The organism is Schaalia odontolytica, assembly GCF_031191545.1.
GTDB classification, from domain to species: Bacteria; Actinomycetota; Actinomycetes; order Actinomycetales; family Actinomycetaceae; genus Pauljensenia; species Pauljensenia odontolytica.
On record NZ_CP133472.1, the window covers coordinates 1,796,935 to 1,822,020 of the forward strand.

A 25,086-nucleotide genomic window follows, 5' to 3' on the forward strand; every position below is an offset into this window, starting at 1 on the left:
CCGCGCCTCCCCGTTCCTCTAGACTGAAGAAAACTCGCGTAAGGAGAAAATGATGACTCTGACGGTTGTGACCGTGAACCTCAACGGCATCCGTGCCGCCCACAAGCGTGGCTTCCTCGACTGGCTGGAGGCGTCCGACACGGATGTGCTGCTCATGCAGGAGGTGCGCGCCCCCGAGGAGATCTCCCGCGAGATCATGGGCGAGGCGTGGGACAGCGTGTGGGTTCCCTGCCGGATCAAGGGTCGCGCGGGCGTGGGCGTGGCCGTGCGACGCGGCCGCGCCCTCCTGGAGGGCGAGCCTCGCCTGATTCTTGACGATGCTGAGACTGACGTGGATTCGGGTCGCTGGCTCGAGGCTGTCGTTCGCCCCGAGGGTGGCGACACCCCCGTGCGGGTCGTCTCGGCCTACTTCCATTCGGGCGAGAAGGACACGCCCAAGCAGGAGGCCAAGATGGCCCACTTGCCTCGCATTGGTGCCCGTATGGCCGAGCTGATCGCCGAGGAAGCTTCGGGCGGCATTTCCTCGCTCGTATGCGGCGACTTTAACGTCGTGCGCTCGCAGGCGGACATCAAGAACTGGAAGCCGAACCACAACAAGCGCGCCGGCGTCCTCGACGAGGAGATTGCCTTCCTCAATCAGTGGGTGGACGAGGGCTGGCGAGACACCGTACGCGACCTGGCTGGCGAGGTGCAGGGGCCTTACTCGTGGTGGTCGTGGCGCGGTCAGGCCTTCGTGAACAACGCGGGCTGGCGCATTGACTACCAGTACGCGACGCCTGCCCTGGGGGAGCGTGCCCGCTCCTTCGAGATTGGCCGTGCCGACGAGTACGCGGAGCGCTTCTCGGATCATGCGCCGGTCTCGGTGTCATACGAGATCTGACGTTTTATCGACGAGGCCGTGGCCGGCCCGGGACTGCAAAGATCCCGGGCGGTCGCGGCCTTTCGCGTGTGTGGGGTGCGGTGCCCGTGGGCGGTGGTTTGGCGTGTCTGCGGTGCCCGTGGGCGGTGGGTTGGTGTGGCTGCGGTGCCCGTGGGCGGTGGGTTGGTGTGGCTGTGGTGCCCGTGGGTGGTGGCGGGGCCTGGCCGGGCTTCGAGGTGACGCGCCGAGCGCAGCTCGCGGCGCGGACGGCGAGCGGGCGGGCCGCCGCCCACGGGCACATCAAGCAGCCCGGCCCACACGGGCACACCGAGCAGCCTGGCCCAGCGGGGAGGTTTCTCGCGGGTGAGTCAGGCAGGAGGAAGTCAGTGCATGGAGGCGTCGAAGTCGAAGAGCGCCATTGAGGAGTAAATCCCCGATGGATCGATGCGGTCCAGGCGGAAACCGGGAACGATCCAGGAGGCATCGACGGTCGCACCGATGTCGAGCGCGAGGTCCAGGGCGATGTCGTCCACGTCCTGCGCCAGCGTCACGTGCGGGTGGTAGGGAAAGCGTGTCTCGTGGTCGAGGGGTCCGGAGCGGATCTCTTCGGCGAGGTCCGCGCAGGCGGAAGCGCCCTCGGTCAGCGTCATGAAGGCGACGTTGGAGATGGGGCGGAAGGAATCTGTGCCGGAGAGGGTGACGCGGAAGGGGGCGTGGCGCGAGGCGATCGAGCGGAGGTGGTCGATGACGTCGGCGCGGGCATCACGTGCCACGGGGGTGGGAGGCATGAGCGTAATGTGTGCGGGGATGCGTGATCCGGCGAGGTCTCCCAGCCGCAGGCGCAGGTCGGTGAGCTGCGTGACCCACGGTTCGGGGATCGCGACGACGACGCCGAGCCAGTCCTGGCCGGGGAGTCGTTGGGGGAGGAACATGAGGCCTGCCTGTGTCGCGGATACGGTGGCTCCACTGTACCGGGTGTCGGCCGGCGAGCGGTGAGGCCGCAGCGCTTGAAGGGTGTGAGGGCATTCACGTAGCCTTGAGTTAGTGAGACCAAGGAGGATCGTGTGACTGATCTTGTGTGGGCCGATGCCGCTACTCCCGATGAAGGGGCCGCGCGGGCCGCAGACCTGTTCCGTGAAGCGTTCGGCTACGAGCCTCGGGGCGTCTGGAGCGCGCCTGGGCGCGTCAACATCATCGGAGAGCACGTGGACTACAACGGTGGTCCGTGCGTGCCGATCGCGCTGCCGCATCGCGCCTACGTCGCCCTGTCGCCCCGCGAGGATCGCGTGATCCGCCTGATTTCGCCGCAGACGCGCGAAGCGATCGATGTCCTCGACCTGGATGTGATCGGTCCGAAGGGGACGCCCGGTGAGGTGACCAACCACTGGACCGCCTACCTCGCGGGCGTCGCGTGGGCCCTCGAACAAGCCGGATACGGGCCGCTGCCCGGCTTTGACGCGGCCCTGTGGTCGTGCGTGCCTCTCGGTGGAGGCCTGTCCTCGAGCGCTGCGCTCGAGTGTGCGACGGCGGTCGCCCTCGACGAGGTCTGCTCCCTGGGACTGGCGGGCACGATCGATGCGCCCAACGACGAAGGACGCAAGGTTCTCGTGGACGCGGCGCGCGCCGCGGAAAACCAGGTGGCCGGCGCGAATACGGGCGGCTTGGACCAGACGGCGTCCCTTCGCTGCCGCGAGGGTCACGCGCTGGCCCTCGACTGCCGCGATATGTCGACGCGTCAGGTTCCCTTCGATCTGGGCGCGGTCGGCCTTGAGCTTCTCGTCATTGATACCCGCGCCAAGCACTCGCTCGCGGATGGCCAGTACGGCTCGCGTCGGGCGGACTGCGAGGAGTCGGCGCGCGCCTTGGGCGTCGGCCAGCTCGTCGACGTGGAGGACCTCGACGAGGCCATGGCCGCGTTGGACGATGACCGCTTGGCCGCGCGCACGCGCCACGTTGTTTCCGAGATCGCGCGCACTCGTGCCTTCATTGATCTTCTCGACGAGGGGCCGCTGGAGGGCACGCGCCTGAAGGTGGCGGGTGCGCTCCTCAACGATTCTCATGACTCGCTGCGCGACGACTACGAAGTCTCCTGCGAGGAGCTGGATGTCGCCGTGGATGCCGCTCGTGCGGCCGGCGCGCACGGGGCGCGTATGACGGGTGGCGGATTCGGCGGAAGCGCCATTGCGCTCGTCGACGCGGACTCCGTCGTGGGTGTTGCGCGCGCAGTCGCGTCCGCCTACGCCGAGCGAGGTTGGCAGCCTCCCCACTTCATCCGCTCCCTCCCGGGCGCACCCGCCGGCCGCCTGGCCTGAGCGATCTGTGACAAACCGCGGGGCCGGTGCTTCAGCATTTGAAGCACCGGCCCCGGCCTCGTTACACTGAGGGGCAGCAGACACGAGGGAAGGACATTCCAATGGGAATCAGCAAACGGGCATGGCAGGTAGCGGGCGCGGCAGCCGGTGGCGCGAGCCTCTTCGGCGGTGGCCTCGCCATCGGGCGTCTCCTGCGGCTGGACTCCCAGCGCGGTGACTACCGCAAGGCGTGGGAGAACCACAACCTGGCGACCCTGGAGCGCCTGCGGCAGCTCGATGAACACCCCGAAGGCGAGCGCCCCTACCTGATCGTCTCCCTCGGCGACTCCTCCGTGCAGGGCGTCGGTGCCTCGCGCGTCACCGAGTCCTACCCGGCATGCCTGGCCTCCTCGATCAACGCTCAGCTGGACCGCGAGACCCTCCTGCTCAACCTCTCCCTGTCGGGAGCCACCATCGAATCGGTCGAACTGACCCAGATCCCGCAGATGCGCGGCCTGGGTCTCCTGGACGGCCCCTGCAGCCCCGACCTGGTGACGCTGACCATCGGCGGCAACGACGTCATGACCGAGGACATGGCCCCCGGACAGTTCGAGGAACGCCTGCGCCGCGTCCTCAGCTACCTGCCCGCCGATGCCCTCGTCTCCACGATCCCATCCTTTGGCATCATGCCCCAGGAAAGCCGCGCCCAGGACATGTCTGACCGCATCGGAGCCGCCGTCGCCGACAGTGACGCGCACCTCGTCGACCTGCGCTCCCTCACGCAGGAATACTCCCTTCCGACCTACACCTTCGCCTACCACGCAGCCGACTTCTTCCACCCCAACTCGGCGGCCTACGCCAAGTGGGCGCAGCTCTTCGCAGACGCGTGGGCGATGTCCCGACGTGAGGCAGCCCCCGTCGTCGATGACGCTCCCCGCTGGGACATGCTCTCGGCGCGGGTGGCACAATCGGAGTATGACGACTGACGGACCGTGGCTCGTCGTCGGGTTAGGTAACCCCGGCGCACAGTATGCCTCCACCCGACACAACGTCGGGTACTTGACCCTCGACGTGCTGGCCTCGCGCGGCGGCTCGACCCTGACCTCGCACCGCTCGCGCACGCACACCGCCGATGTTCGCCTGGGAATCGGCCCCGGCGGAGTACCCGGACCCCGCGTGATCCTCGCGCGCTCCGACAGCTTCATGAACACCTCCGGCGGTCCGATCAGCGCGCTCGCGTCCTTCCATAAGATCGAGCCCTCGCGCATCCTCGTCATCCACGACGACATGGACCTGCCCGCGCACACGCTGCGCCTCAAGGTCGGCGGGGGAGAGGGTGGACACAACGGCCTCAAGTCCCTCAGCCAGCACCTGGGAACGCGCGACTACGCGCGCCTGCGTATCGGTGTGGGCCGTCCCCCGGGGCGCATGGACCCCGCCGACTACGTCCTGGCCACCCTGCCCTCCAAGGAGCGCCCCGACTGGGACGTCAGCTTCGAGCAGGCCGCCGACGTCGTTGAAGACATCGTGACCAAGGGTTTTGCCCCCACCCAGATGACCCTGCACACCGGGTCCTAATCGAGGCGGCGTCCCTCCGGGCGCCGCACGCACCCTCATCGCGAAAGGCAGCGCGTGCTACTCACCGGACTTCTCCCGGACATCACCACCGATCCCGCGATCGAGACGGCCACTGACTCCGTCGAAGCTGGCCGCTCGGGAGTTATCGTCGCCCCCGTCGGCATTCGGCCGCCCCTGCTCGCGGCAGTCGCCTCCCGTGCGACAACGCCCCTCGTGGTCCTCACGGCCACCGGGCGTGACGCCGAGTCGCTCACCAACGCCTTGGCCTCGTGGATCCCCGGCGTGGCCATGCTGCCCGCGTGGGAGACCCTGCCCCACGAGCGCCTCTCGCCCCAGGTCGACACGATGGCCAGGCGTATCTCGGTTCTGCGCCGCCTCGTCCACCCCATCGAAGGAGACGACAGCGCGGGTCCGATTTCCGTCCTCGTCGTCCCCATCCGCGCCTTCCTCCAGCCGATCATCTCCGGCCTCGCAGACCTCGAACCCGTGCGCGTTCGCAGCGGCGACATCCTGGACCTCACCGACGCGACGAAGCGCCTGGCCGAGCTGGGCTACGAGCGCGTCGATATGGTCGAAGGTCGCGGCCAGATGAGCGTGCGCGGCGGCATCCTTGACGTCTTCCCGCCCCAGGAACCCCACCCCCTGCGCGTCGAACTGTGGGGCGACGAAGTCGACGACATTCGCGCCTTCTCGGTCTCCGACCAACGAACCCTAGGCGAGGCCGCCGACGGCCTGTGGGCCGTTCCATGCCGCGAGCTACTCCTGACCCAGGCCGTGCGCGCACGAGTCCGCGAAGCCGCCGATCGGCTGCCCGGTGCCGCCGAGATGCTCAGCCTCGCCGCCGAAGGAATCCCGGCCCCCGGCATCGAATCCCTTGCCCCCATCCTCGTGGGCGGCATGGAATCCCTCATCGACCTGCTCCCAGCGAACTCTCCGATCCTCGCCTCCGAGCCCGAACGCATCCGCGCACGCGCCGCCGACCTCGTCGCCACGACCGAGGAATTCCTCGCCGCCGCGTGGAGCGCCGCAGCCGGGGGAGCTGACACTCCGCTCGAGGCCTCCAAGGCCTCGTTCCTCGACCTGGGTGACCTGTGGGGGAGCGGCAATCGCCCCTGGTGGGAGCTCACCGACCTGCCGCCCGCTGACCTCGCCTCCGCGATCGACGAGGCCGAGGCCGACTCGCCTTCATCGGACGGACCCGCCCCGGTCGTCGTCTCGCCCACCCTCATGCGCGTGGGAGCACGCGACGTGCGCCCCTACCGCGGCGACTTCGCCCGCGCCGCCGCCGACCTGACCGACCTGGCCCGTAACGGCTGGCGCATCGTCGTCACCACCGAAGGCCCCGGCCCCGGCCGCCGTATTCGCTCCATCCTCACCGACGCCTCGTGCCCGGCCGCGCTCGCGGATAGCGTGGAAACCCAGCCCGACCCCGGGCTCGTGACGATCACGACCGCGCAGGCCGGCGTCGGTTTCGTCGCGCCACACCTCAAGGTCGCGATCCTGACCGAGGGTGACCTCACCGGGCGCGCGGGAGCGTCCACCCGCGATATGCGCCGCATGCCCTCGCGCAGGCGCAAGGGTGTCGATCCGCTGACACTGCATCCCGGGGACTACATCGTCCACGACCAGCACGGCATTGGACGCTTCATTGAGCTCGTCTCTCGCTCGATCGGGCGCGGGGATGCCGCCTCCACGCGCGACTACCTCGTCATCGAATACGCGCCCTCCAAGCGTGGACAGCCCGCCGATAGGCTCTTCGTGCCCACCGACGCGCTCGACCAGATCTCCAAGTACACCGGATCCGACGAGCCCTCCCTCACCAAGATGGGCGGTGCCGACTGGGCCAAGACGAAGGCGCGTGCCAAGAAGGCAGTCAACGAGGTCGCCAAGGAACTCATCCGCCTGTACGCGCTGCGCCAGCAGACCAAGGGCCACGCCTTCGGCCCAGACACACCCTGGCAGCGTGAACTGGAGGACGCCTTCCCCTACGTTGAAACCCCCGACCAGCTCGTCACAATCGACGAGGTCAAGGCCGACATGGAAAAAGCCGTCCCCATGGACCGCCTGCTCACCGGCGACGTCGGCTACGGCAAGACCGAGATCGCGGTACGCGCCGCCTTCAAGGCCATCCAGGACGGCTACCAGGCCGCCGTCCTCGTGCCCACGACCCTGCTTGTCACGCAGCACGCGGAAACCTTCGCCGAGCGATACGCCGGGTTTCCCGTGCGTATCGGCACGCTCTCGCGCTTCTCTACCCCCAAGGAGACCGAGGAAGTCAAGGCTGGGCTGGCCTCGGGCGAGGTCGACCTGGTCATCGGCACGCACTCGCTGCTAACCGGCACTGTCTCTTTCAAGAAGCTCGGCCTGGTCATCATCGACGAGGAACAGCGCTTCGGCGTCGAGCACAAGGAAACCCTCAAGGCCCTGCGTGCCGACGTGGATGTCCTATCCATGTCGGCGACCCCAATCCCGCGTACCCTCGAGATGGCGATCTCCGGCATTCGCGAGATGTCGATCCTGCAGACCCCACCCGAGGAGCGCCAGCCGGTCCTCACCTTCGTCGGTGCCCACACGGATGCCCAGGTCAGCGCTGCGATCCGACGCGAGCTCCTGCGCGATGGCCAGGTCTTCTACGTGCACAACCGCGTCGACTCGATCTCCTCTGTCGCCGCCCACATCACCGAGCTGGTTCCCGAGGCGCGCGTGCGCACCGCTCACGGCAAGATGAACGAGCATCAGCTCGAGGCCGTCATCCTGGACTTCTGGAACCACGAGTTCGACGTCCTCGTGTGTACGACCATCGTCGAAACCGGCCTGGACATCTCCAACGCGAACACCCTCATCGTCGACCGTGCCGACACCTTTGGTCTGTCTCAGCTCCACCAGCTGCGCGGGCGCGTTGGACGTGGCCGTGAACGCGCCTACGCCTACTTCTTCTACCCCGGTGACAAGGCCCTCACTGAGACCGCGCACGAGCGTCTCAAGACGATCGCCGCGAACACCGAGTTGGGAGCCGGCCTGGCTGTCGCCCAGCGCGATCTCGAGATCCGAGGCGCCGGAAACCTCCTGGGAGGAGCCCAGTCCGGCCACGTCGAAGGTGTCGGATTCGACCTGTACGTGCGTATGGTGTCCGACGCGGTCGCCGCCTACCGAGGTGATGCCCCGACCGAAAAGACCGACGTGCGCATGGACCTGCAGGTGGACGCACACATTCCCGATGGCTACGTGCGTGGCGAGCGTCTGCGCCTCGAGGTATACGCAAAGATCGCGGCCATTTCCACGCCCGAGCAGGAAGCCGACGTGCGTGAGGAACTTGTGGACCGCTACGGCCCCATTCCGCCCCAGGTCGACCTGCTGTTCGCCGTCGCTCGGCTGCGTGAGGTCGTGCGCCGCGCCGGGATCGCCGAGATCGTCACGCAGGGTAAGTACCTGCGCGTCTCGCCCGTCGAATTGCGCGATTCTCAGGTTATGCGCCTCAAGCGACTGCACCCGGGCGCCGTTATCAAGGCCGCTGTCCGTCAGGTCCTCGTCCCCCTGCCGCTTACCTCTCGCGTCGGCGGTTCTCCGCTCACCGACGGCCCTCTCCTGGAGTGGGTAGAGACTCTGGTGACGAAGATTCTTGTGCCTTTTGGCGAGTAGTGCCTGTGGTGGAATACACTGGTGCTATTGCGTCGCAACACATCTGAGGAAGGAACGCTCGTGCGCTACACACGCCAGCTCGCCACCGCCGCCCTGATTGTGGCCGCCGGACTGGGAATGGGGGCCTGCTCAGCCCACCCCGGTGCCGCCGTCGTCAGCTCGTCCGGCTCGTACTCCAACGAAGAGGTCGCGCAGGCTGCCCAGCAGATGTCCGTGCTCCTGGGTGGACAGAAGGTCGCCGACGCGCAGATTCGTTCCCAGCTGGTGAACCTGCCCCTCCTTGAGGCGGCCGGTGCTTCTGTCGGTACGGTCGTCTCCGACGAGCAGATTGACCAGGTCGGCGAGCGCGCGGCCGAACAATCGGGTGACGGAACGTTCACGCTTGGCCCCGCCACTCGCGCCACCGTGAAGTCGATCATGCTAACCCAGGCTCTCAACCAGGTCGCGCAAACAGATCCTTCGGCTGTGCAGAAGCTCAACCAGGTCATTGCCGAGGCTCGCGAGAAGTCCGACGCGCGTGTTAATCCGCGCTTCGTCCAGCCGTCGCTGGGCGGCGCGCAGGGGGCAACGACGCCCATGTTCGGCGACGCCATTTCTGGTGGCCAGCATGATCCTCTGGCAGCGCCAACGGGTGGCGGTAAGGCCAACTGATGAGCCTGTGAGTATTCGCTCACAGTGCGTCCGGCAGGGACTAATGTCGCTTGTCCGAGCACAAAGAAGGGGCTGAGAACCCCGCACAACACAACGTCCCCCTCGCCGGGGGTGACCACATATGGCGGTCCGTATTACCGTTGTACTGACCGCTTCCACGCAACAACATCGATTGGAGAATGACGTGGCAGTTATTGAAGGCATTGGTGCACGCGAGATCCTCGACTCGCGCGGTAACCCGACCGTTGAGGTCGAGGTCGTCCTCGAGGACGGCACCGCTGCGCGCGCGTCCGTTCCCTCCGGCGCGTCCACCGGCGCGTTCGAGGCCGTCGAGCGTCGCGATGGCGACAAGGGTCGCTACCTCGGCAAGGGCGTCCAGGACGCCGTTGACGCCGTCGTCGATCAGATCGCCCCCGAGCTCATCGGCGAGGAAGCTGACGACCAGCGCTACATCGACCAGGCCATGCTCGACCTGGACGGCACCCCCAACAAGGGCAAGCTCGGCGCGAACGCCATCCTCGGCGTCTCCCTCGCCGTCGCCAAGGCTGCCGCGAAGTACGCGGACCTGCCCCTCTACAAGTACCTGGGCGGCCCCAACGCCCACGTCCTGCCCGTCCCCATGATGAACATCCTCAACGGTGGCTCCCACGCGGACTCCAACGTTGACATCCAGGAGTTCATGATCGCCCCCATCGGTGCGCCCTCCTTCCGTGAGGCTCTGCGCTGGGGCGCCGAGGTCTACCACACGCTCAAGGGCGTCGTGAAGGAGCGCGGCCTGTCCACCGGTCTGGGCGACGAGGGTGGCTTCGCCCCCAACCTGGACTCCAACGCCGAGGCCCTCGACCTGATCGTCTCCGCCATCGAGAAGGCCGGCCTGAAGCCGGGCGAGGACGTCGCCCTTGCCCTGGACGTCGCCTCCTCCGAGTTCTTCAAGGACGGCCTGTACCAGTTCGAGGGCGAAGGCCGCTCGACTGACTACATGGTCGAGTACTACGAGAAACTCATCTCGAACTACCCGCTGGTCTCCATCGAGGATCCGCTCTCCGAGGACGAGTGGGATGCATGGAAGGCCCTGACCTCCGAGATCGGCGGCCGCGTGCAGCTGGTCGGCGACGATCTGTTCGTCACCAACCCCGCCCGTCTGAAGAAGGGCATCGAGCTGGGTGCCGCGAACGCGCTGCTCGTGAAGGTGAACCAGATCGGTTCGCTCACCGAGACCCTCGACGCCGTCGAGGAAGCGCACCGCAACGGCTACCGTTCGATGACCTCGCACCGCTCCGGCGAGACCGAGGACACCACGATCGCCGACCTGGCCGTCGCCACCAACTCCGGCCAGATCAAGACCGGTGCTCCCGCTCGCTCCGAGCGCGTCGCCAAGTACAACCAGCTGCTGCGTATCGAGGAGCAGCTGGGCGAGGCCGCCGTTTACGCCGGCCGCTCTGCCTTCCCTCGCTTCAAGTGAGCCTAGGCAACTAGCCGCATAGCTCCGCGCGGGCCCGTCAGGGTCCGCGCGGAGCGTTTTTATCGGCGTGGGGCTGAGCTAAACGAGCCGACTTAGGGCACGATAGAAGAATGCCTAGTCGTCGTCCGTCCTCCCGCCCTTCCCCACGTCGCCGCTCATCGTCCTCGGATGCACCGCGTACGACGCGTGAGATCAACGCGGAGAAGTCGCGCCAGCGCAGGGCCGCAGCGCAGGCAGCGAAATCCTCGAAGGGGGACAAGGCCTCGGCGGCAACGCGCAAGAAGGCCCGGAAACAAAAGACGCGGGAGGGATCGGGTCGCAGTTCATTCCCTTCGGAGAAGCGAAGAGAGAAGAAGGCTTCGACGCGGCCCGTAAGGGAGGGACGTTCCGTCCTGTCGATCGGTGGCCTTGACGTGTCGGCCCGCCTCGTCGTCGTCCTCACTGTCGCGGCCATCCTGTCCGTCATGCTGGTGCCCAGCCTCTATCAGTGGTGGCAGCAGGAGCACGAACTTGCGCAGATCAAGGCCCAGGTGGCCGAACAGCAGCAGAAGAACGCCGACATGCAGCGACAGCTGGACCTGTGGAACGACCCCGACTACATCTCCACGCAGGCGCGTGAGCGCCTCGGTTACGTTCGCCCCGGTGAGACTCAATACACGGTCGTGGATCCGGGGCCGCAATACCAGGACTCTGCCATGGCTGCGGCCGCACCTTCGACCGGACCGGCACGCCCCTGGGTACAGCAGCTCGCTATCCTAGTGGGGAAGGCGGATCAACCGCCGAACGCGACGCCCATCCCGTCAGCTGACGTCAGCCAGTCGGGTCAGGCGACTACCACCGGCCAAGAAAGTGGAGAATGAGCCTCGTTAACACCACCGACGCAACCGAAGAGGACCTTGATGTTCTGCGTTCCCAGCTGGGGCGCGTGCCCCGAGGAGTCATCGGTATTGCCGCGCGCTGCGTGTGCGGTCGGCCCACTGTCGTTGCCACTGCGCCTCGTCTGCCCGACGGCACGCCGTTCCCCACTACTTACTACCTGACGCACCCTGCCGCGGTGAAGGGCGCCTCGACCCTTGAGGCCGAGCACGTCATGGAGACCCTGAACGAGGAGCTCGCTCAGAATGAGGAGTTGCGCGCCGCCTACGCGCGCGCGCACCAGGCCTACATCGATGCGCGCCTGAGCCTGGGCGACGTCCCCGAGATCTCCGGCGTCAGTGCGGGCGGCATGCCCACGCGCGTCAAGTGCCTGCACGCTCTCGTTGGCCACTCTCTGGCCGCGGGGCCCGGCGTCAATCCGATTGGGGATCGTGCGCTCGCGATGCTTGCCGAGCGCGGCCTGTTCTCCGTCGAGCGCTGCTCCTGTTGAGCTGCCCCTCCGAAGTTCTCCCCGGCCTCGTCCGGGACTCCTATCACTAGAAACGAAGCGATGACCCGCGTAGCTGCCATTGACTGTGGAACCAATTCGATCCGACTGCTCGTCGCCGACGGGCACATTGACGAGAACGGACGCCCTCAACTCGCCGACCTGACCCGTCAGATGCGCATCGTGCGCCTGGGACAAGGCGTGGATGCGCGCGGCTATCTGGATCCCGCGGCGATCGAGCGTACGGTCGAGGCCACCGTCGAGTATCAGCGCATGATCGAGGCGCTGGGCGCGAGCTGCACCCGTTTCGTCGCGACCTCGGCGACGCGCGACGCCTCCAACAGCGCGGACTTTGTACGCCAAATTGAGGCTGTTATCGGCGTCGAACCGGAAGTGGTCGTTGGCACTGAGGAAGCGTCGCTGTCGTTCAATGGAGCGCTCAGCGGCCTGGGCGAGTCGGTGAGCGCACCCATGCTGGTTGTCGACATTGGCGGCGGTTCGACCGAGCTCGTTCTGGGTGCGACGCGTGTCGAGCAGGCGATCTCGATCGACATGGGAGCCGTGCGCGTCACCGAGAAGTTCTTTTCCCACGTGGATCCGGCCGGTGGTGTGCCCTCCGAGGACCAGGAGCGGGCGATCGCGTGGATCGATGAGCAGCTCGATCGCGCCGAAAAGTCCGTTGACCTAGCGCGCGTACGCTCCCTCGTCGGCGTCGCGGGTACGGTGACGACCCTCACCGCGCAGGCTCTCGGACTGGCTACATACCAGCCCGAGAGGATTCACGGAGCCCGACTGAGCGCCGCCCAGTTCGACGAGGCCGTGCGCTTTATGGTCGATCAGCCGACGTCCGTGAAGGCCTCCCTGGGATTCATGCCCGAGGGACGCGAGGACGTCATCGCCGCCGGCGCGCTCATCTGGAGCCGGATCGTGAAGCGAGTGCTCGCGCGTGCGCAGGCCGCCAGCCATCCGATCGATCAGGTCGTCACCTCCGAGCACGACATCCTCGATGGCATCGCCCAGGCGATGATCCGTCAGGAGCTTGAGACGAACGCTAGCCTCCCGTAGGCTGGACGTGCGCTCGTCGCGCCCCCGTGGCCCAATTGGCAGAGGCAACCGACTTAAAATCGGTGTGTTGTGGGTTCGAGTCCCACCGGGGGTACCATTCAGCCGCCTCATCGACGAGGCCGTGGCCTGCGCGCATCCCTTCCCTCGCTGAACGCGGAGTTGCGCTGCGCGCATAAGGGTGCGTTTCCCACCCGTGGGCACCTCGTGCGACACTAGAGGCAGCACATCACTGACCAAGGAGGAAACATGGCCAACCCGGTGATGAATTCGATCGTCAAAGACTGGTCGAAACAGCAGACGACTCCCGCCGGATACCCTGCGATGCCCGGCTACCAGCCAGCCTCGCAGCAGGCACAGAATCCCTACGGCGGCTCGACGAATCCCTACGCTCAGGGCGGTGTCGATCCCTCGGCGCAGTACGGCTACCCACAGGGCAGCCCCGACTACGCCGCGCAGAACACCTACGCTGCGCCTCAGGGCGCGCCCGTCTATGGCGTCCCGCAGGGGCAACAGGGCGGATACGACGACCCGATGGCGTCCTACGAGGCGATGATGAACGCCCCCGCCGCCGACGCGGTGGACCGCGGCGCGATGACCTATGACGACGTCGTGGTGAAGTCCATCATGTGCTTCGGCCTGCTTCTCGTGGGTGCGACCGCCGGATGGATGACCGGCCTGGTGGCGATTGGCGCGGCGATGATGGTTGCGCTCGCAGCCTGCGCTGTCACTCTCGGACTCGCCCTGTTCATCCAGTTCTCGAAGAAGGTGCGCCCCGGCGCTATCGTCGCCTACTCGCTCATCGAAGGTTTCGTTCTCGGGGCCCTGTCCTGCGCCTTTGAAGCGATGTTCCCGGGCATCGTGCTCAGTGCTGTTCTGGCGACCCTCGTCGTCATCGGCGTGACCCTGGTTGCCTTCACGATGGGTTTCGTGCGCAACTCGAACACGCTCACCCGTGTCGCGGGCATCGGCTCGTTCGCGTTCTTCATCTACTACGGGGCCAGCATCTTCCTGTCGGCCTCCGGCCTCGTGAACATGACTGCGGTGCGTAACATCTCCGTTTTCGGTATTCCGCTCGGCGTCATCATCGGGGTTCTCGCGGTCTTCATCGGCGTGCTGTGCCTCGTGCGTGACTTCGACGCCGTCAAGGTGGGCGTCGCCAACGGCGTGCCGCAGCGCTACGCGTGGCTGTGCACCTTCGCCATCATGACCGATGTCATCTGGATCTACCTCGAGATCCTCAAGATCCTGTCCTACTTCATGCGCCGCGACTGACGCGCCGCTACCGTTTCACCGACACCTAAGGAAAGACATCATGGAAAACATCTCTGTCTCCGGCGAATTTGGTCGCAAGCCCGTCCTCTCCTTCGAGGGGACGCCGTCCGACGAGCTCGTCGTCGAGGTCCTCCACGCGGGAGACGGCCAGGAGGTTGAGGCTGGCGACACCATTACCTGCCACTACTACGGCGCGGTCTTCGGCTCCGATAACGATTTCGATAACTCGTTTGATCGCGGCGGCGCCCTGTCCTTCCAGATCGGCGTCGGCATGGTCATCCCCGGATGGGACGAGGGCCTCGTGGGCAAGCACGTGGGCGACCGCGTCCTGCTTTCCATTCCCGCCGATCTTGGCTACGGTGAGCGGGGAGTCCCGCAGGCGGGTATCCCCGGCGGCGCGACCCTCGTGTTTGTTACCGACATCCTCGGCGTGAACTGATCGTATCGTCAACGCGGGGCGGGTCGGCACACACGTGCCGACCCGCCCCGCGTCATACCTGACTCCCCGGTTACTCCTGAGGGAGAGCAGGGCAGGCAACACCCGTGCGCGCGTGGCACTCGTAGCCGCCTGGATTCTTGAACAGATACTGCTGGTGATAGTCTTCCGCGTACCAGAAATGCGCGGGGGAGTCGGCCTCGGGAGCGGAGGAGATAACGGTCTGGATCGGGCCGAAGCCGCGTTCGGAGAGCACCTCCTGATAGGCATCGCGCAGGGCGGTCGCCTCGCGCAGCTGCGCGGGCGTGGTGGTCCAGATCTGCGATCGGTACTGGTCGCCGATGTCGTTGCCCTGGCCTCCCACCTGCGTGGGATCGTGGATCTCAAAGAAGAGACGAATCAGGTTGGCAGCGCTCGTCAGCGCGGTGTCGAAGACGACGCGAACGGCCTCGGCGTGGCCGGTCGAGTGTGCGCACACCTGGCGATAGGTGGGGTCTGGGGTGTGTCCTCCCATGTAGCCCGTCGCCGTGGTCACGACGCCGGGCATGTTCCACAGGGCCTTCTCGACGCCCCAGAAGCAGCCAGCCGCAAGGTAGATGACCTCCTGGCCTGCCCCGGCCTCGTCCCTCATGTTTGAACCGAGGACCGCGTGAGTCGTGGCGTGAATGTCCGTGTGCGCGAGATTGAAAATGTTTCTCATAACAGTCAGTATGCGCTTCGTGCGTGCAAAGGGCGCGGCGCAGGGACCGAGATGATGCAGTAGGTGGGTATGCTTAGAGAGAATTGATAAGGAGGGAACCGTGGCCGACACTCAGGAACAGCCGCGTTGGAAGCTATCTGACCTTATGGGCAGGCTTTCTGCGGCCTTGCCCGTGAAGCATGTCGACGAACCCGCGCCCGCGCCCGTGATGGTGTCTGTGCGCGAGGAGCACCAAGACGATCGTGACGTCGCCGCTGCCGTCCCGCGTTCTCTGCGTGTGGCCGCAGCGATTTCGTGGCGCGCGCTGATCGTTGCCGGAGTCGTCATGGCGGTGCTGTGGGGCATGGCCCGGCTGACGATCGTCATCATGCCCGTCGCGATCGCGCTGACCGTCGCGGTGCTCCTCGAGCCCCTCGTGTCGTGGATGCGTCGCCGCCTGCACTTCCCGTCGTCGCTGGCGGCGACCGTCGGCCTGCTCATCTTCTTCGCTGTCGTCGCCGGTGCGCTCAGCCAGGCCGCCGCCGAGCTCATCCAGCAGGTTCCCCAGTTGGCCGCGCAGGCTGCCGATGGCTTCCGCGCGTTGATCGACGCGATCCTGCACAATGAATTCCTCCAAGATGGACCGCTCAAGATCGATACGACCGTGTTGACTGCCGCCGCCGATCAGCTGCGCTCCGAGATGGTCTCCTGGCTCAACACGAACAAGGAAACTCTGGCGACCGGTGCCCTGAACATCACCTCGTCGGTGGGCACGCTGGCCACCTCCGGCCTAACGATGCTCTTCTGTCTGTTCTTCTTCCTCAAGGAAGGCCGATCGATTTGGCTGTGGTGCGTGCGCCTGCTGCCCGCACCCGCCCGCGTCCCCGTCCACGAGAGCGCGATCCGCGGCTGGGCGACCTTCGGGTCCTACGTGCGCACGCAGATCCAGGTCGCCGCGATTGACGCTATCGGCATCGCGCTGGGCGCTTTCTTCCTCGGCGTGCCTCTGGCCATCCCGATTGGCGTCATCACATTCTTCGCCGCCTTTGTTCCGATTCTGGGTGCCCTGACCTCGGGCGTCATCGCGGTCCTGGTTGCGGCCGTCAACGGTGGCCTGACGAAGGCGATCATCATGCTGGTCATTATCCTGGTCGTCCAGCAGGTCGAGTCCAACATCCTGCAGCCCTTCATGATGTCGAACGCGGTCTCGCTGCACCCCGTCGCCGTCATGCTCGTCATCACCGCAGGTTCCGCAATTGCGGGTATCGCCGGCGCGATCTTCTCCGTGCCGATCGCGGCGTTCATCAACGCGACGATCATGTATCTGCACGGCTATGACCCGCTGCCCGAGCTGGCGACCGCGCAGGACCGTCCTGGCGGTCCTCCCGGCATCCTCGAAGAGGAGATCGCCGCCTCTTACGCGGGTAAGCCCGATACGCGTCCGTACCTGTCGCGCGTCGACTCTGAAGAGGAGGAGGAGCCGGCGTCGGCGGACAACGACGTCGAGGCTTGCGTCGAGGCTGATGGGGACGAGACCCGGGAGGCGGTGCCGGTTTCCGAGAAGGAGAAGTCGACCGAGACTCCGACACGTCCCGCGGAGTCCTAGCTCTCACTGCGGTATATGCGAGCGGGTCCCACCAAGTGGTGGGACCCGCTGTGTGTACACGTGGCTCGCAAGGCCCCGTGGGCCCGCCCGAGCCTCGGCTCAGCCTTCGAAAGGCTTAGCTTCGAGGATCTCGACGTCAATCATGCGGCCGGTGGGCGCCTCGAAGGATAGCTTGTCGCCGGCCTTGTGGCCAATGACGGCGGCACCCAGGGGAGCCTGAGCGGAGAAGACCTGGATACCCAGGTCGCCGCCGGCATCGCGCGAGCCCAGAAGGAACTTCTGCTCGCGGCCCGCAACCAAGGCGGTGACGACCATACCGGGCTCGACGATGCCGTCGTCGGCGGGCGTCTCGCCCACCTCGGCGTGTTCAAGCATTGCCTGGAGGGCCTGGATGCGGGTCTCGTTCATGGACTGTTCGTTGCGTGCAGCGTGGTATCCGCCGTTCTCACGCAGGTCGCCTTCCTGGCGGGCCGCATCGATAAGGCGCGCGATCTCGACGCGCTTGACCTCGACGCGTTCCTTCAGCTCGTTTGCGAGCAGGTCGTACTGGGCCTGCGTGAGCCACTGTGTGTCAGCCATGGTTCCTCCAATGACGTGTCAGTAACCGAGCGCCGACACACTGGTGCCGGCGCGCATGGTGTCGAGTGTAGCAACATTGCGCCAGGCCACGGGCACAGCCTGCCCGGGCGGCGCGTCAGGAGGCCAGGACCGCCAGGTACACGGCCACGCAGTGGCACGCCCACGCAGCGACGGTGAAGGCGTGGAAGATCTCGTGGAAGCCGAACCAGGCGGGGGATGGGTCGGGCTTCTTCGTTCCGTAGACGACGGCACCGAGCGTGTAGAGGACACCGCCCGCAACGATGAGCCACACGACGACGGGACCGCCGCCCGCCCACAGCTGCGGCAGGTACCAGACTGCGACCCATCCGAGTGCGACGTAGACGAGGGTCGTCAGCCAGCGTGGGGCGGTGGGCCAGAAGAGGTTGAGGAGGATGCCGACGACCGCTCCGCCCCACACAACCGATAGGAGGACAGCCGCGTCGGATCGGTCCAGAAGCGCGATCGTGATCGGCGTGTAGGTGCCTGCGATGAGCAGGAAGATGTTGGAGTGATCCAGGCGCTTCCACATGATCTCCCAGCGCGGGGCCCAGTAGAAGCGGTGGTACGCCGCGGAAACGCCGAAAAGGACGAGGGAGCACGCCAAGTAGACTGCGGATCCGATTTTCGTGGGAGTCGTGGGGGCCAGGCACACGAGGACGATGGATGCCGCGAGAGAGAGTGGGGCGGCGGCCAGGTGCAGCCAGCCGCGCAGCTTGGGCTTGATCTGAATGAGCTGGCCCGAGAACCACTCCTTGGGCGTCAGCGATGCGATCTTCATCCGGTCCCCCTGTCAATGATTCTTACGAGTCCGTAGGTTACTATGCCGTAACTTGTTGTGAGAAGCGCGTTCTCGCACTCCGAGAGCACTTCTGTTTCCCTGTGACGCCCGGCGCGATACCCTTGATGACACAAGAGTACGCTGCGTCAAGGCACGCGACAGTAGGAGGAGGGACATCATGGCCCAGTGGAACATGCTCTACGACATGTACGAGCGTCGCCTCAAAGCCGAGTTGTCTGACGCCGCCGTACCCGCCCATATTGGCGTCATCCTGGACGGTAACCGCCGATGGGCAAAGTCACTGGGCGCGACCGCGTCGCAGGGGCACCGGGCGGGTGCTGGCAAGATTAGTGAGTTCCTCCAGTGGTCCGACGATGCGGGCGTCTCGATCGTGACGCTGTGGCTCCTGTCGACCGACAACCTGTCTCGCGATGCGGGAGAACTAGGCGAGCTGCTGCGCATCATCTGCGAGGCCGTGTCGCTCCTAGCGGACCAGGGACGATGGAAGCTGGCCGTCGTCGGTGACCTGTCGCTGCTGCCAGAAAACGTGGCCGACGACCTGCGTTCGTCCGTCGCCCGCACCGCCGACGTGCAGGGCATGACCGTGAATATTGCGGTCGGCTACGGTGGTCGACACGAGATCACCGAGGCCGTGCGCGCCATGATGCGCGAGGCCGCGGCCCGGGGCGAGACCCTCGACGAGCTCGCTGATTCTTTCACTGACGCGAACATCACCGCACACCTGTACACGAAGGATCAGCCCGACCCCGACCTCGTCATCCGCACCTCGGGGGAGCAGCGCCTGTCGGGCTTCATGCTGTGGCAGTCCGTGCACTCTGAGTACTACTTCTGCGAGGTCTACTGGCCGGATTTCCGCCGCGTCGACTTCCTGCGTGCTTTGCGCTCCTACGCGCAGCGCGAACGCCGCATGGGCAAGTAAACGCGCGCCGAACGTGCCGCGCGTTCGATGAACGAGGCCGGACCCCGATGTGGGGAGGCCGGCCTCGTCACGTGTGTGGCGTACTCAGGACAGCTCGTGTGCCCAGGGCGGGTTCGCGCCCTTGCGCGAGACGGTCACGTCGGAGACGGCGCTGGCGCGGTCGATGATGGCGCGGACCTGCTCCTCGGGCAGGGAGCGTAAGGCCTCGCGCGCGTCGGCGCCGCGTAGGCCCATGCCCCACATGGCGTCGATCATGCCGCCCATGAAGGCATCGCCGGCGCCAACCGTGTCGACGATCTTGACGTCGCTCGGGGTCTTCGTGAAACGCAGGCCGGAGGCAGTGGCGACGTCGCTCCCGTGCTTGCCGAGCGTGACGACCACGAGAGCGGGGCCCATTCCCAACCAACGATCCACGACCTCGTCGATGGAGGCACCGCCCGTCAGCCACTCGATGTCTTCGTCGGAGACCTTGACGACGTCCGCCAGGGCGATGAAGCGCTCGAGGGAGGTCAGTGCTTCCTCCGGCTCACCCATGATCGAGGGGCGCGCGTTCGGGTCGAAGAATACGAGCGCGTGCTCGCGACCGCGGGCCAGCGCGTCGAGGACCGCTGATGCGCCGGGTTCAATGATCGCGGAGATTGAACCGGCCTCCAGGACCTGAGCCGTGGAGGGGACCTCGATGGGCGCGGTTGGTGCCCACTCGAGATCGAAGGTGTAGGAGGCGGCACCCGACGCGTCCAGGCGTGCCAGCGCGGTCGACGTGTGCGAGGCCCCGCGCGATGCCGGGGTGACGTGCACACCCGAATCGTTCATGTGGAAGTCGATGAGGCGCCCGCGCGTATCCGCGCCGAACCACGTGGCCAGCGCGACGGGCCGGCCCAGTCGCCCCAGCGTCATGGCCACGTTCGCGGGTGAACCGCCCGGGATTTCGACGGGGAAATCGGGTTGCTCATACGTCACCACGACATCGATGAGCGCTTCGCCGATCGCGAGCACGTGGGGCTCAGATTGCACCGTCATGACGTCTCCTCAGCCTGCAGGTGCGGTCAATTCCGTAGGACTTAGATTAGCGTGCTTCGGTGCCGGGCGTGGCGGTCCTCTCAGACAGGCGCGCCTGGGCGCCGTCGAGGATCTGGGAGCAGCGGGCAGCCAGGGCCTCGCCGCGCTCCCACATCGTGAGGGTATCTTCGAGGGGGGCCTGCCCGCCCTCGAGGGTCTGGACGATGCGCACGAGCTCGTCGCGCGCCTCCTCGTAGCCCAGGGACTGGGGATCGGGGAGCTGGTCATTCGTGGTCATGTGGATGTTCCTTTGCGTTGAGGGTCCGTGGGACGAGGCCGGGGTTGCCTCGTGGGGCTACGCATCCTGGGGCGTCGCGTCCGGTGGGGGCGTCGGGGTCGTCGCACCCACGACCTGGGCAACCATGCGGCCCGAAGCGAGGATGCCTTCGATGAGGTCGCCCTTCTTCACCCGCGCCGACGAGGTGATGAGCGCGCCCGACGGGGTCTTCAGGAGCGCGTAGCCGCGATCCAGCGTCGCCTGCGGGGACAGGGCGGTCAGCGTCGCGCGCGAGCGCGTCAGCTGCTGGCGCTCCGAGGACAGACGGCGCTCAATCGCCGAACGCAGCGCCGTCACGCGCTGGGTGAGGGCCGCGCGGTGCCCCTCGACTATCGCCTCCGGGCCCTGGAGCACCGGGCGCGAAGCGATGAGCGTCAGGTTCGAGCGCTCCGTCGCCAGGCGCGCGCCGAGTGCCCCGCGCATGCGGGACAGAGACTGGGTGATGCCGTCGCGCTCGCGGGCGCGGTCCGGGACGATGCGGCGGGCCGCATCCGTCGGGGTCGAGGCCCGGTAGTCGGCGACCAGATCCAGCAGGGGAGAATCCCCCTCGTGGCCGATCGCGGACACGATGGGCGTTCGGGCACCCGCGACGGCGCGCACGAGGCGCTCGTCGGAGAAGGGGAGGAGGTCTTCGACCGACCCTCCGCCGCGCGCGATCACGATGACGTCCACGCCCTCCATGGCGTCCAGTTCGAGCAGGGCGCGGCCCACCTCGGGCACGCAGTGATCGCCCTGCACGGCGACCTCGCGGATCTCAAAGCGTGCCGTGGGCCAGCGGTCCGACGCGTTGACGACTACGTCGTCCTTCGCTTTGGCGTTACGGCCACAGATCAGGCCGATCGTGCGCGGCAGGAACGGCAGGGGCTGCTTGCGTGCGTCAGAGAATAGGCCCTCGGCGGCCAGGCGGGCACGCAGAGCCTCGATCTGGGCCAGCAGGTCGCCCACGCCCTGCAGGTGAATCTCCGCGGCTTGCAGGTTCAGGCGGCCCGAGCGCTCCCAAAACACCGGCTTCACGCGGGTCACAACCCGCGCGCCCTCGGTCAGGGGAGTGGAATCCATGACGCCCGCCCACGCGGTTACCGTCATCGACGTGTCCGTGTCCAGGTCCCGCAGCGTCAAGAAGTGCATCTTCGCGCCCGGGCGGACCTTGTATTCGACGACCTGGCCCTCCACCCACAGGGGGCTCATGCGGTCCACGTACACCTTGATGTTCTCCGTCAGCCTGCGCAGCGGCCACGGATTATCCCGCGTCGTATCGGCCGCCTTCGCGGCGGGGGGACGAGGCTGGGGCGAGCCGCCGGGAGGTGGTGCAGCAGGAGTATCAGGCAATGTCACGCCACTCAGCATGCCACAGGAAACTCCGAGCCGCGCTGTCGCGCCATGCGCCTGTGGACAGCCCCCCGTGAAGATCTGGGAGCGTGAGGGGTGCCCGGGCCGGGCGCACCCTTCGAGTGGAGCGCCGCCGAGGAGGCCGGGTGAGCGCGAAGGGTGCCTCGGGCCCAGCGCGCCCGGGCCGCCAGGGAGCGGGGGTGGGGAGGCCTCATCGATGAGGGCGTGTGGGATTGCCACGAGCGCGCGCACGCCCCGGGCCGTGGGCGCTAGGGTGGACGCATGAATGAAAACGTCGACCTGCGCGCCAGCGCCGAGTCCCCCCTGCCCGCCTCCCACGGCGAGGGCACTGGCCGCATCCTCTTGGCGGCTCCCCGCGGATACTGCGCCGGAGTGGACCGCGCCGTCGACGTCGTGGAGAAGGCCCTCGAGCTGTACGGCGCGCCCGTGTACGTGCGCAAGGAGATCGTCCACAACAAGTTCGTTGTCGAGTCGCTGACGAAGCGCGGCGCGATCTTCGTGCAGGAGACCGACGAAGTCCCTGAGGGTGCCCGCGTCGTCTTTTCCGCGCACGGCGTCTCCCCGGCGGTCCACGCGGCCGCCGCCACCCGTCACCTCGCCACGATCGACGCGACCTGCCCGCTCGTGACCAAGGTTCACCGGGAGGCCGTGCGCTTCGCGAAGGAGGACTACGACATCGTCCTGGTGGGCCATCAGGGCCACGAGGAGGTCGAGGGTACCTTCGGCGAGGCGCCCGACCACATCCAGGTCGTCGGCACCCCCGACGAGGTGGACAACGTCGTCGTGCGCGACCCCTCGCGCGTCGTGTGGATCTCCCAGACCACGCTGTCCGTGGACGAGACCCGCGAGACGGTGGACCGTCTGCGCCAGCGCTTCCCCCAGCTTATCGACCCGCCGTCGGACGACATCTGCTACGCCACCCAGAACCGCCAGGTCGCCGTCAAGCATATCGCGCCCCAGGTGGACGTCATGGTCGTCGTCGGCTCGGCGAACTCCTCGAACTCGGTGCGCCTCGTCGAGGTCGCGCTCGAGGCCGGGGCCGGGGCCGCCTACCGGGTCGACAAGGCCGAGGAACTCGAGCCCTCCTGGTTCGAGGGCACCCGCACCGTGGGTCTCACCTCCGGCGCATCCGTGCCCGAAATCCTCGTGCGCGAGGTCATCGAATGGCTGCAGGACCGCGGATTCCCCACCGTCGAGGTGGCACGCACCGAGACCGAATCGACGACCTTCGCGCTGCCTCGCGACCTGCGCGCCGACCTCAAGAAGGCCGGCATGGCACCCGCGCGCCCCCACGCGCCCCGCGTCGCCGGGCCAAACCACACGAAGTAGGGCAACGCCACCTGGCCCGCTCCGATAGGATGGGTGCGTGTCTCTTACTATCGGTATCGCCGGACTGCCCAACGTCGGCAAGTCCACCCTGTTCAACGCCCTGACCCGCGCGACCGTGCTCGCCGCGAACTACCCGTTTGCGACCATCGAGCCCAACGTCGGCGTCGTCCCCCTGCCCGACCCGCGCCTGAACAAGCTCGCGGAGATCTTCGGCTCCCAGCGCATCCTGCCCGCCACCGTGTCCTTCGTGGACATCGCCGGCATCGTGCGAGGCGCCTCCAAGGGTGAGGGCCTGGGCAACCAGTTCCTCGCCAACATTCGCGAGGCCGACGCAATTTGCCAGGTGACGCGCGCCTTCTCCGACCCCGACGTCGTGCACGTCGACGGCAAGGTGGACCCGGCCTCGGACATCGAGACCATCAAGACCGAGCTGATCCTCGCCGACATGCAGACCGTCGAGAAGCAGATCCCGCGCCTGGAGAAGGAGGTGCGCGGCAAGAAGACCGAGCCGATCGTGCTCGAGACCGCGCGCGCCGCCCTGGAGCTGCTGGAGCGCGGCGAGCTGCTGTCCGGCCCCGAGGGCGCCAAGCTGGACCAGGACGCGCTGCGTACCTTCCAGCTCATGACCTCCAAGCCGTTCATCTTCGTGTTCAACATGGACGCCGCCGAGATGGACAACGAGGAGATGAAGGACGAGCTGCGCGCCCTCGTCGCGCCCGCCGAAGCCATCTTCCTGGACGCCCAGTTCGAGGCCGAGCTGGTCGAACTGGACGACGAGGATGCCCGCGAGATGCTCGCCGAATCCGGCCAGGACGAGTCCGGCCTGGACAAGCTGGCCCGCGTCGGCTTCGACACTCTTGGCCTGCAGACCTACCTCACCGCCGGTGAGAAGGAAGCGCGCGCCTGGACGATCCACAAGGGCGACACCGCCCCCAAGGCCGCCGGCGTCATCCACACGGACTTCGAAAAGGGCTTCATCAAGGCCGAGGTCGTCTCCTATGACGACCTGGTCGAGGCCGGCTCCATGGCCGCCGCGAAGGCCGCCGGCAAGGTCCGCATGGAAGGCAAGGACTACGTGATGGAAGACGGGGATGTGGTGGAGTTCCGCTTCAACGTGTGAGTTTTCTTCTACGAGGCAGTGGTCGGGTCGCGCGAGGGCGTGGCCCGGCTTTGCTGTTGGTCAGAGGGTGCGTGAGCGTGAGGGAGCATCACCAATCGAATCAAATGATGGTGCTCGAGATGCTATCCTGAATGTGGAGGTAGCTATGAGAACCACTGTGACACTCGATGATGACTTGCTTGCGCGCGCCGAGGAGCTGACCGGGGTCAGAGAACGATCCGCTTTGATCAGGGATGCGGTAGAACTCCTCGTTCGAATTGAGAGTGGTCGGCAGCTCGCTGCGCTCGGTGGCAGTGATTCCGCGGCGGAGGCTGCGCCTCGGAGTCGAGAGCGCGTATGAGAGTCCTCGTTGACACGAACATCTGGATCGATCACCTGCGGAAAACTGAGCCGGCTCTGGTTGATCTGCTCGAGCGTGACCAGGCGTGCGTGCATCAGAGTGTCATCACTGAACTGGCGTTGGGGAATCTCAAGAATCGATCGATTTTCCTGAAAGCGCTTGAGCGCTTGATGATCGTGCGCAGTGTTGATGATCAGGGTGTGCGGCATCTCGTCGAGGAGCGGCGGCTATGGGGGAGGGGCCTCAGTGCTGTCGACGTGGCGCTTGTGGCGAGTGCTGTCGTAACCCCTGGTGTGGTGCTGTGGACGCGTGATAAGCGCCTGCGGCAGGCTGCGCGTGACGTGGGCGTGTTGGCGGACCTTGACTGAGGGTTCCGCGTCTTCTTCGAGGCA

General features: G+C 66.7%; 25 protein-coding genes and 1 tRNA gene. 19 read left to right on the forward strand and 7 right to left on the reverse strand.

The window, feature by feature from the left end; genetic code table 11:
- The first annotated feature begins 52 nt into the window (after positions 1-52).
- On the forward strand, positions 53-880 hold the full coding sequence (locus RDV55_RS07685) for an exodeoxyribonuclease III (protein ID WP_111823657.1): 828 nt from the start codon (positions 53-55) through the stop codon (positions 878-880).
- Positions 881-1,242: 362 nt separating this feature from the next.
- Here the strand turns inward: RDV55_RS07685 and RDV55_RS07690 are convergent, their stop codons facing one another.
- On the reverse strand, positions 1,243-1,791 hold the full coding sequence (locus RDV55_RS07690; RefSeq protein WP_111823658.1) for a 2'-5' RNA ligase family protein: 549 nt from the start codon (positions 1,789-1,791) through the stop codon (positions 1,243-1,245).
- Between the two features lie 132 nt (positions 1,792-1,923).
- Here RDV55_RS07690 and galK point away from each other — a divergent pair, with 132 nt between their 5' ends.
- From galK to RDV55_RS07750, 12 genes are all read left to right on the forward strand, one after another.
- Positions 1,924-3,171, forward strand: coding sequence for a galactokinase (galK, locus tag RDV55_RS07695; RefSeq protein WP_111823659.1), 1,248 nt, complete (start codon positions 1,924-1,926; stop codon positions 3,169-3,171).
- A gap of 101 nt (positions 3,172-3,272) precedes the next feature.
- Positions 3,273-4,136 (forward strand): SGNH/GDSL hydrolase family protein, encoded by an 864-nt coding sequence (locus tag RDV55_RS07700; protein ID WP_111823660.1) that lies wholly within the window; start codon positions 3,273-3,275, stop codon positions 4,134-4,136.
- A complete protein-coding gene (pth, locus tag RDV55_RS07705; RefSeq protein ID WP_111823661.1) occupies positions 4,126-4,728 on the forward strand; it encodes an aminoacyl-tRNA hydrolase in 603 nt (200 codons plus the stop codon). Before RDV55_RS07700 ends, pth begins: the two co-directional genes overlap by 11 nt.
- A 54-nt stretch (positions 4,729-4,782) precedes the next feature.
- The gene (gene mfd, locus RDV55_RS07710; RefSeq protein WP_111823662.1) at positions 4,783-8,367 is read left to right on the forward strand and encodes a transcription-repair coupling factor; all 3,585 of its coding nucleotides are present in this window, start codon (positions 4,783-4,785) and stop codon (positions 8,365-8,367) included.
- Between the two features lie 27 nt (positions 8,368-8,394).
- Positions 8,395-9,018 (forward strand): hypothetical protein, encoded by a 624-nt coding sequence (locus RDV55_RS07715; protein WP_245907680.1) that lies wholly within the window; start codon positions 8,395-8,397, stop codon positions 9,016-9,018.
- A gap of 184 nt (positions 9,019-9,202) precedes the next feature.
- Entirely contained in the window at positions 9,203-10,480 is a 1,278-nt protein-coding gene (gene eno, locus RDV55_RS07720; protein WP_245907681.1) for a phosphopyruvate hydratase, read from the forward strand.
- Positions 10,481-10,590: 110 nt separating this feature from the next.
- The gene (locus RDV55_RS07725; protein ID WP_111823665.1) at positions 10,591-11,340 is read left to right on the forward strand and encodes an FtsB family cell division protein; all 750 of its coding nucleotides are present in this window, start codon (positions 10,591-10,593) and stop codon (positions 11,338-11,340) included.
- On the forward strand, positions 11,337-11,846 hold the full coding sequence (locus RDV55_RS07730) for a DUF501 domain-containing protein (protein WP_111823666.1): 510 nt from the start codon (positions 11,337-11,339) through the stop codon (positions 11,844-11,846). The genes RDV55_RS07725 and RDV55_RS07730 overlap by 4 nt, the downstream gene beginning before the upstream one ends.
- Before the next feature lie 60 nt (positions 11,847-11,906).
- Complete coding sequence (locus RDV55_RS07735) at positions 11,907-12,908, forward strand: Ppx/GppA phosphatase family protein (RefSeq protein WP_111823667.1); 1,002 nt, start codon at positions 11,907-11,909, stop codon at positions 12,906-12,908.
- A gap of 20 nt (positions 12,909-12,928) precedes the next feature.
- A tRNA-Leu gene (locus RDV55_RS07740) sits at positions 12,929-13,005 on the forward strand.
- Between the two features lie 149 nt (positions 13,006-13,154).
- Positions 13,155-14,180, forward strand: a complete 1,026-nt coding sequence (locus RDV55_RS07745; RefSeq protein WP_111823668.1) for a Bax inhibitor-1/YccA family protein — start codon at positions 13,155-13,157, stop codon at positions 14,178-14,180.
- 40 nt (positions 14,181-14,220) lie between these two features.
- Complete coding sequence (locus RDV55_RS07750) at positions 14,221-14,619, forward strand: FKBP-type peptidyl-prolyl cis-trans isomerase (protein ID WP_111823669.1); 399 nt, start codon at positions 14,221-14,223, stop codon at positions 14,617-14,619.
- 70 nt (positions 14,620-14,689) lie between these two features.
- On the opposite strand, the gene msrA is transcribed toward RDV55_RS07750, so the two are convergent.
- Entirely contained in the window at positions 14,690-15,316 is a 627-nt protein-coding gene (msrA, locus tag RDV55_RS07755) for a peptide-methionine (S)-S-oxide reductase MsrA (RefSeq protein ID WP_111823670.1), read from the reverse strand.
- A 100-nt stretch (positions 15,317-15,416) separates the two neighbouring features.
- Between msrA and RDV55_RS07760 the strand changes: the two genes are divergently transcribed.
- On the forward strand, positions 15,417-16,901 hold the full coding sequence (locus tag RDV55_RS07760) for an AI-2E family transporter (RefSeq protein WP_111823671.1): 1,485 nt from the start codon (positions 15,417-15,419) through the stop codon (positions 16,899-16,901).
- A gap of 99 nt (positions 16,902-17,000) precedes the next feature.
- Here the strand turns inward: RDV55_RS07760 and greA are convergent, their stop codons facing one another.
- Positions 17,001-17,480 carry a transcription elongation factor GreA gene (gene greA / locus RDV55_RS07765; RefSeq protein WP_111823672.1) on the reverse strand — a complete coding sequence of 160 codons (480 nt, stop codon included), beginning with the start codon at positions 17,478-17,480 and terminating at the stop codon, positions 17,001-17,003.
- Positions 17,481-17,595: 115 nt separating this feature from the next.
- Complete coding sequence (gene trhA / locus RDV55_RS07770) at positions 17,596-18,279, reverse strand: PAQR family membrane homeostasis protein TrhA (RefSeq protein WP_111823673.1); 684 nt, start codon at positions 18,277-18,279, stop codon at positions 17,596-17,598.
- A 178-nt stretch (positions 18,280-18,457) separates the two neighbouring features.
- Between trhA and RDV55_RS07775 the strand changes: the two genes are divergently transcribed.
- Complete coding sequence (locus RDV55_RS07775) at positions 18,458-19,219, forward strand: isoprenyl transferase (RefSeq protein WP_111823674.1); 762 nt, start codon at positions 18,458-18,460, stop codon at positions 19,217-19,219.
- 84 nt (positions 19,220-19,303) lie between these two features.
- Here the strand turns inward: RDV55_RS07775 and RDV55_RS07780 are convergent, their stop codons facing one another.
- Genes RDV55_RS07780 through xseA form a run of 3 tightly spaced genes read right to left on the reverse strand, consistent with a single transcriptional unit; the run spans position 19,304 to position 21,902 of the window.
- Positions 19,304-20,239, reverse strand: coding sequence for a carbohydrate kinase family protein (locus RDV55_RS07780; protein ID WP_111823675.1), 936 nt, complete (start codon positions 20,237-20,239; stop codon positions 19,304-19,306).
- A 46-nt stretch (positions 20,240-20,285) separates the two neighbouring features.
- Complete coding sequence (locus tag RDV55_RS07785; protein WP_111823676.1) at positions 20,286-20,516, reverse strand: exodeoxyribonuclease VII small subunit; 231 nt, start codon at positions 20,514-20,516, stop codon at positions 20,286-20,288.
- 57 nt (positions 20,517-20,573) lie between these two features.
- A complete protein-coding gene (xseA, locus tag RDV55_RS07790; RefSeq protein ID WP_218017138.1) occupies positions 20,574-21,902 on the reverse strand; it encodes an exodeoxyribonuclease VII large subunit in 1,329 nt (442 codons plus the stop codon).
- Positions 21,903-22,166: 264 nt separating this feature from the next.
- On the opposite strand from xseA, the gene RDV55_RS07795 reads away from it, so the two are divergent.
- The 4 genes from RDV55_RS07795 to RDV55_RS07810 all read left to right on the forward strand — a co-directional run bounded on the left by RDV55_RS07795 (position 22,167) and on the right by RDV55_RS07810 (position 25,062).
- Positions 22,167-23,234, forward strand: a complete 1,068-nt coding sequence (locus RDV55_RS07795; protein ID WP_111823677.1) for a 4-hydroxy-3-methylbut-2-enyl diphosphate reductase — start codon at positions 22,167-22,169, stop codon at positions 23,232-23,234.
- 37 nt (positions 23,235-23,271) lie between these two features.
- Positions 23,272-24,354 (forward strand): redox-regulated ATPase YchF, encoded by a 1,083-nt coding sequence (gene ychF, locus RDV55_RS07800; protein ID WP_111823678.1) that lies wholly within the window; start codon positions 23,272-23,274, stop codon positions 24,352-24,354.
- 145 nt (positions 24,355-24,499) lie between these two features.
- A complete protein-coding gene (locus RDV55_RS07805; protein ID WP_111823679.1) occupies positions 24,500-24,694 on the forward strand; it encodes a type II toxin-antitoxin system VapB family antitoxin in 195 nt (64 codons plus the stop codon).
- Positions 24,691-25,062, forward strand: a complete 372-nt coding sequence (locus RDV55_RS07810; RefSeq protein WP_111823680.1) for a type II toxin-antitoxin system VapC family toxin — start codon at positions 24,691-24,693, stop codon at positions 25,060-25,062. The genes RDV55_RS07805 and RDV55_RS07810 overlap by 4 nt, the downstream gene beginning before the upstream one ends.
- The last annotated feature ends 24 nt before the right edge of the window (positions 25,063-25,086 follow it).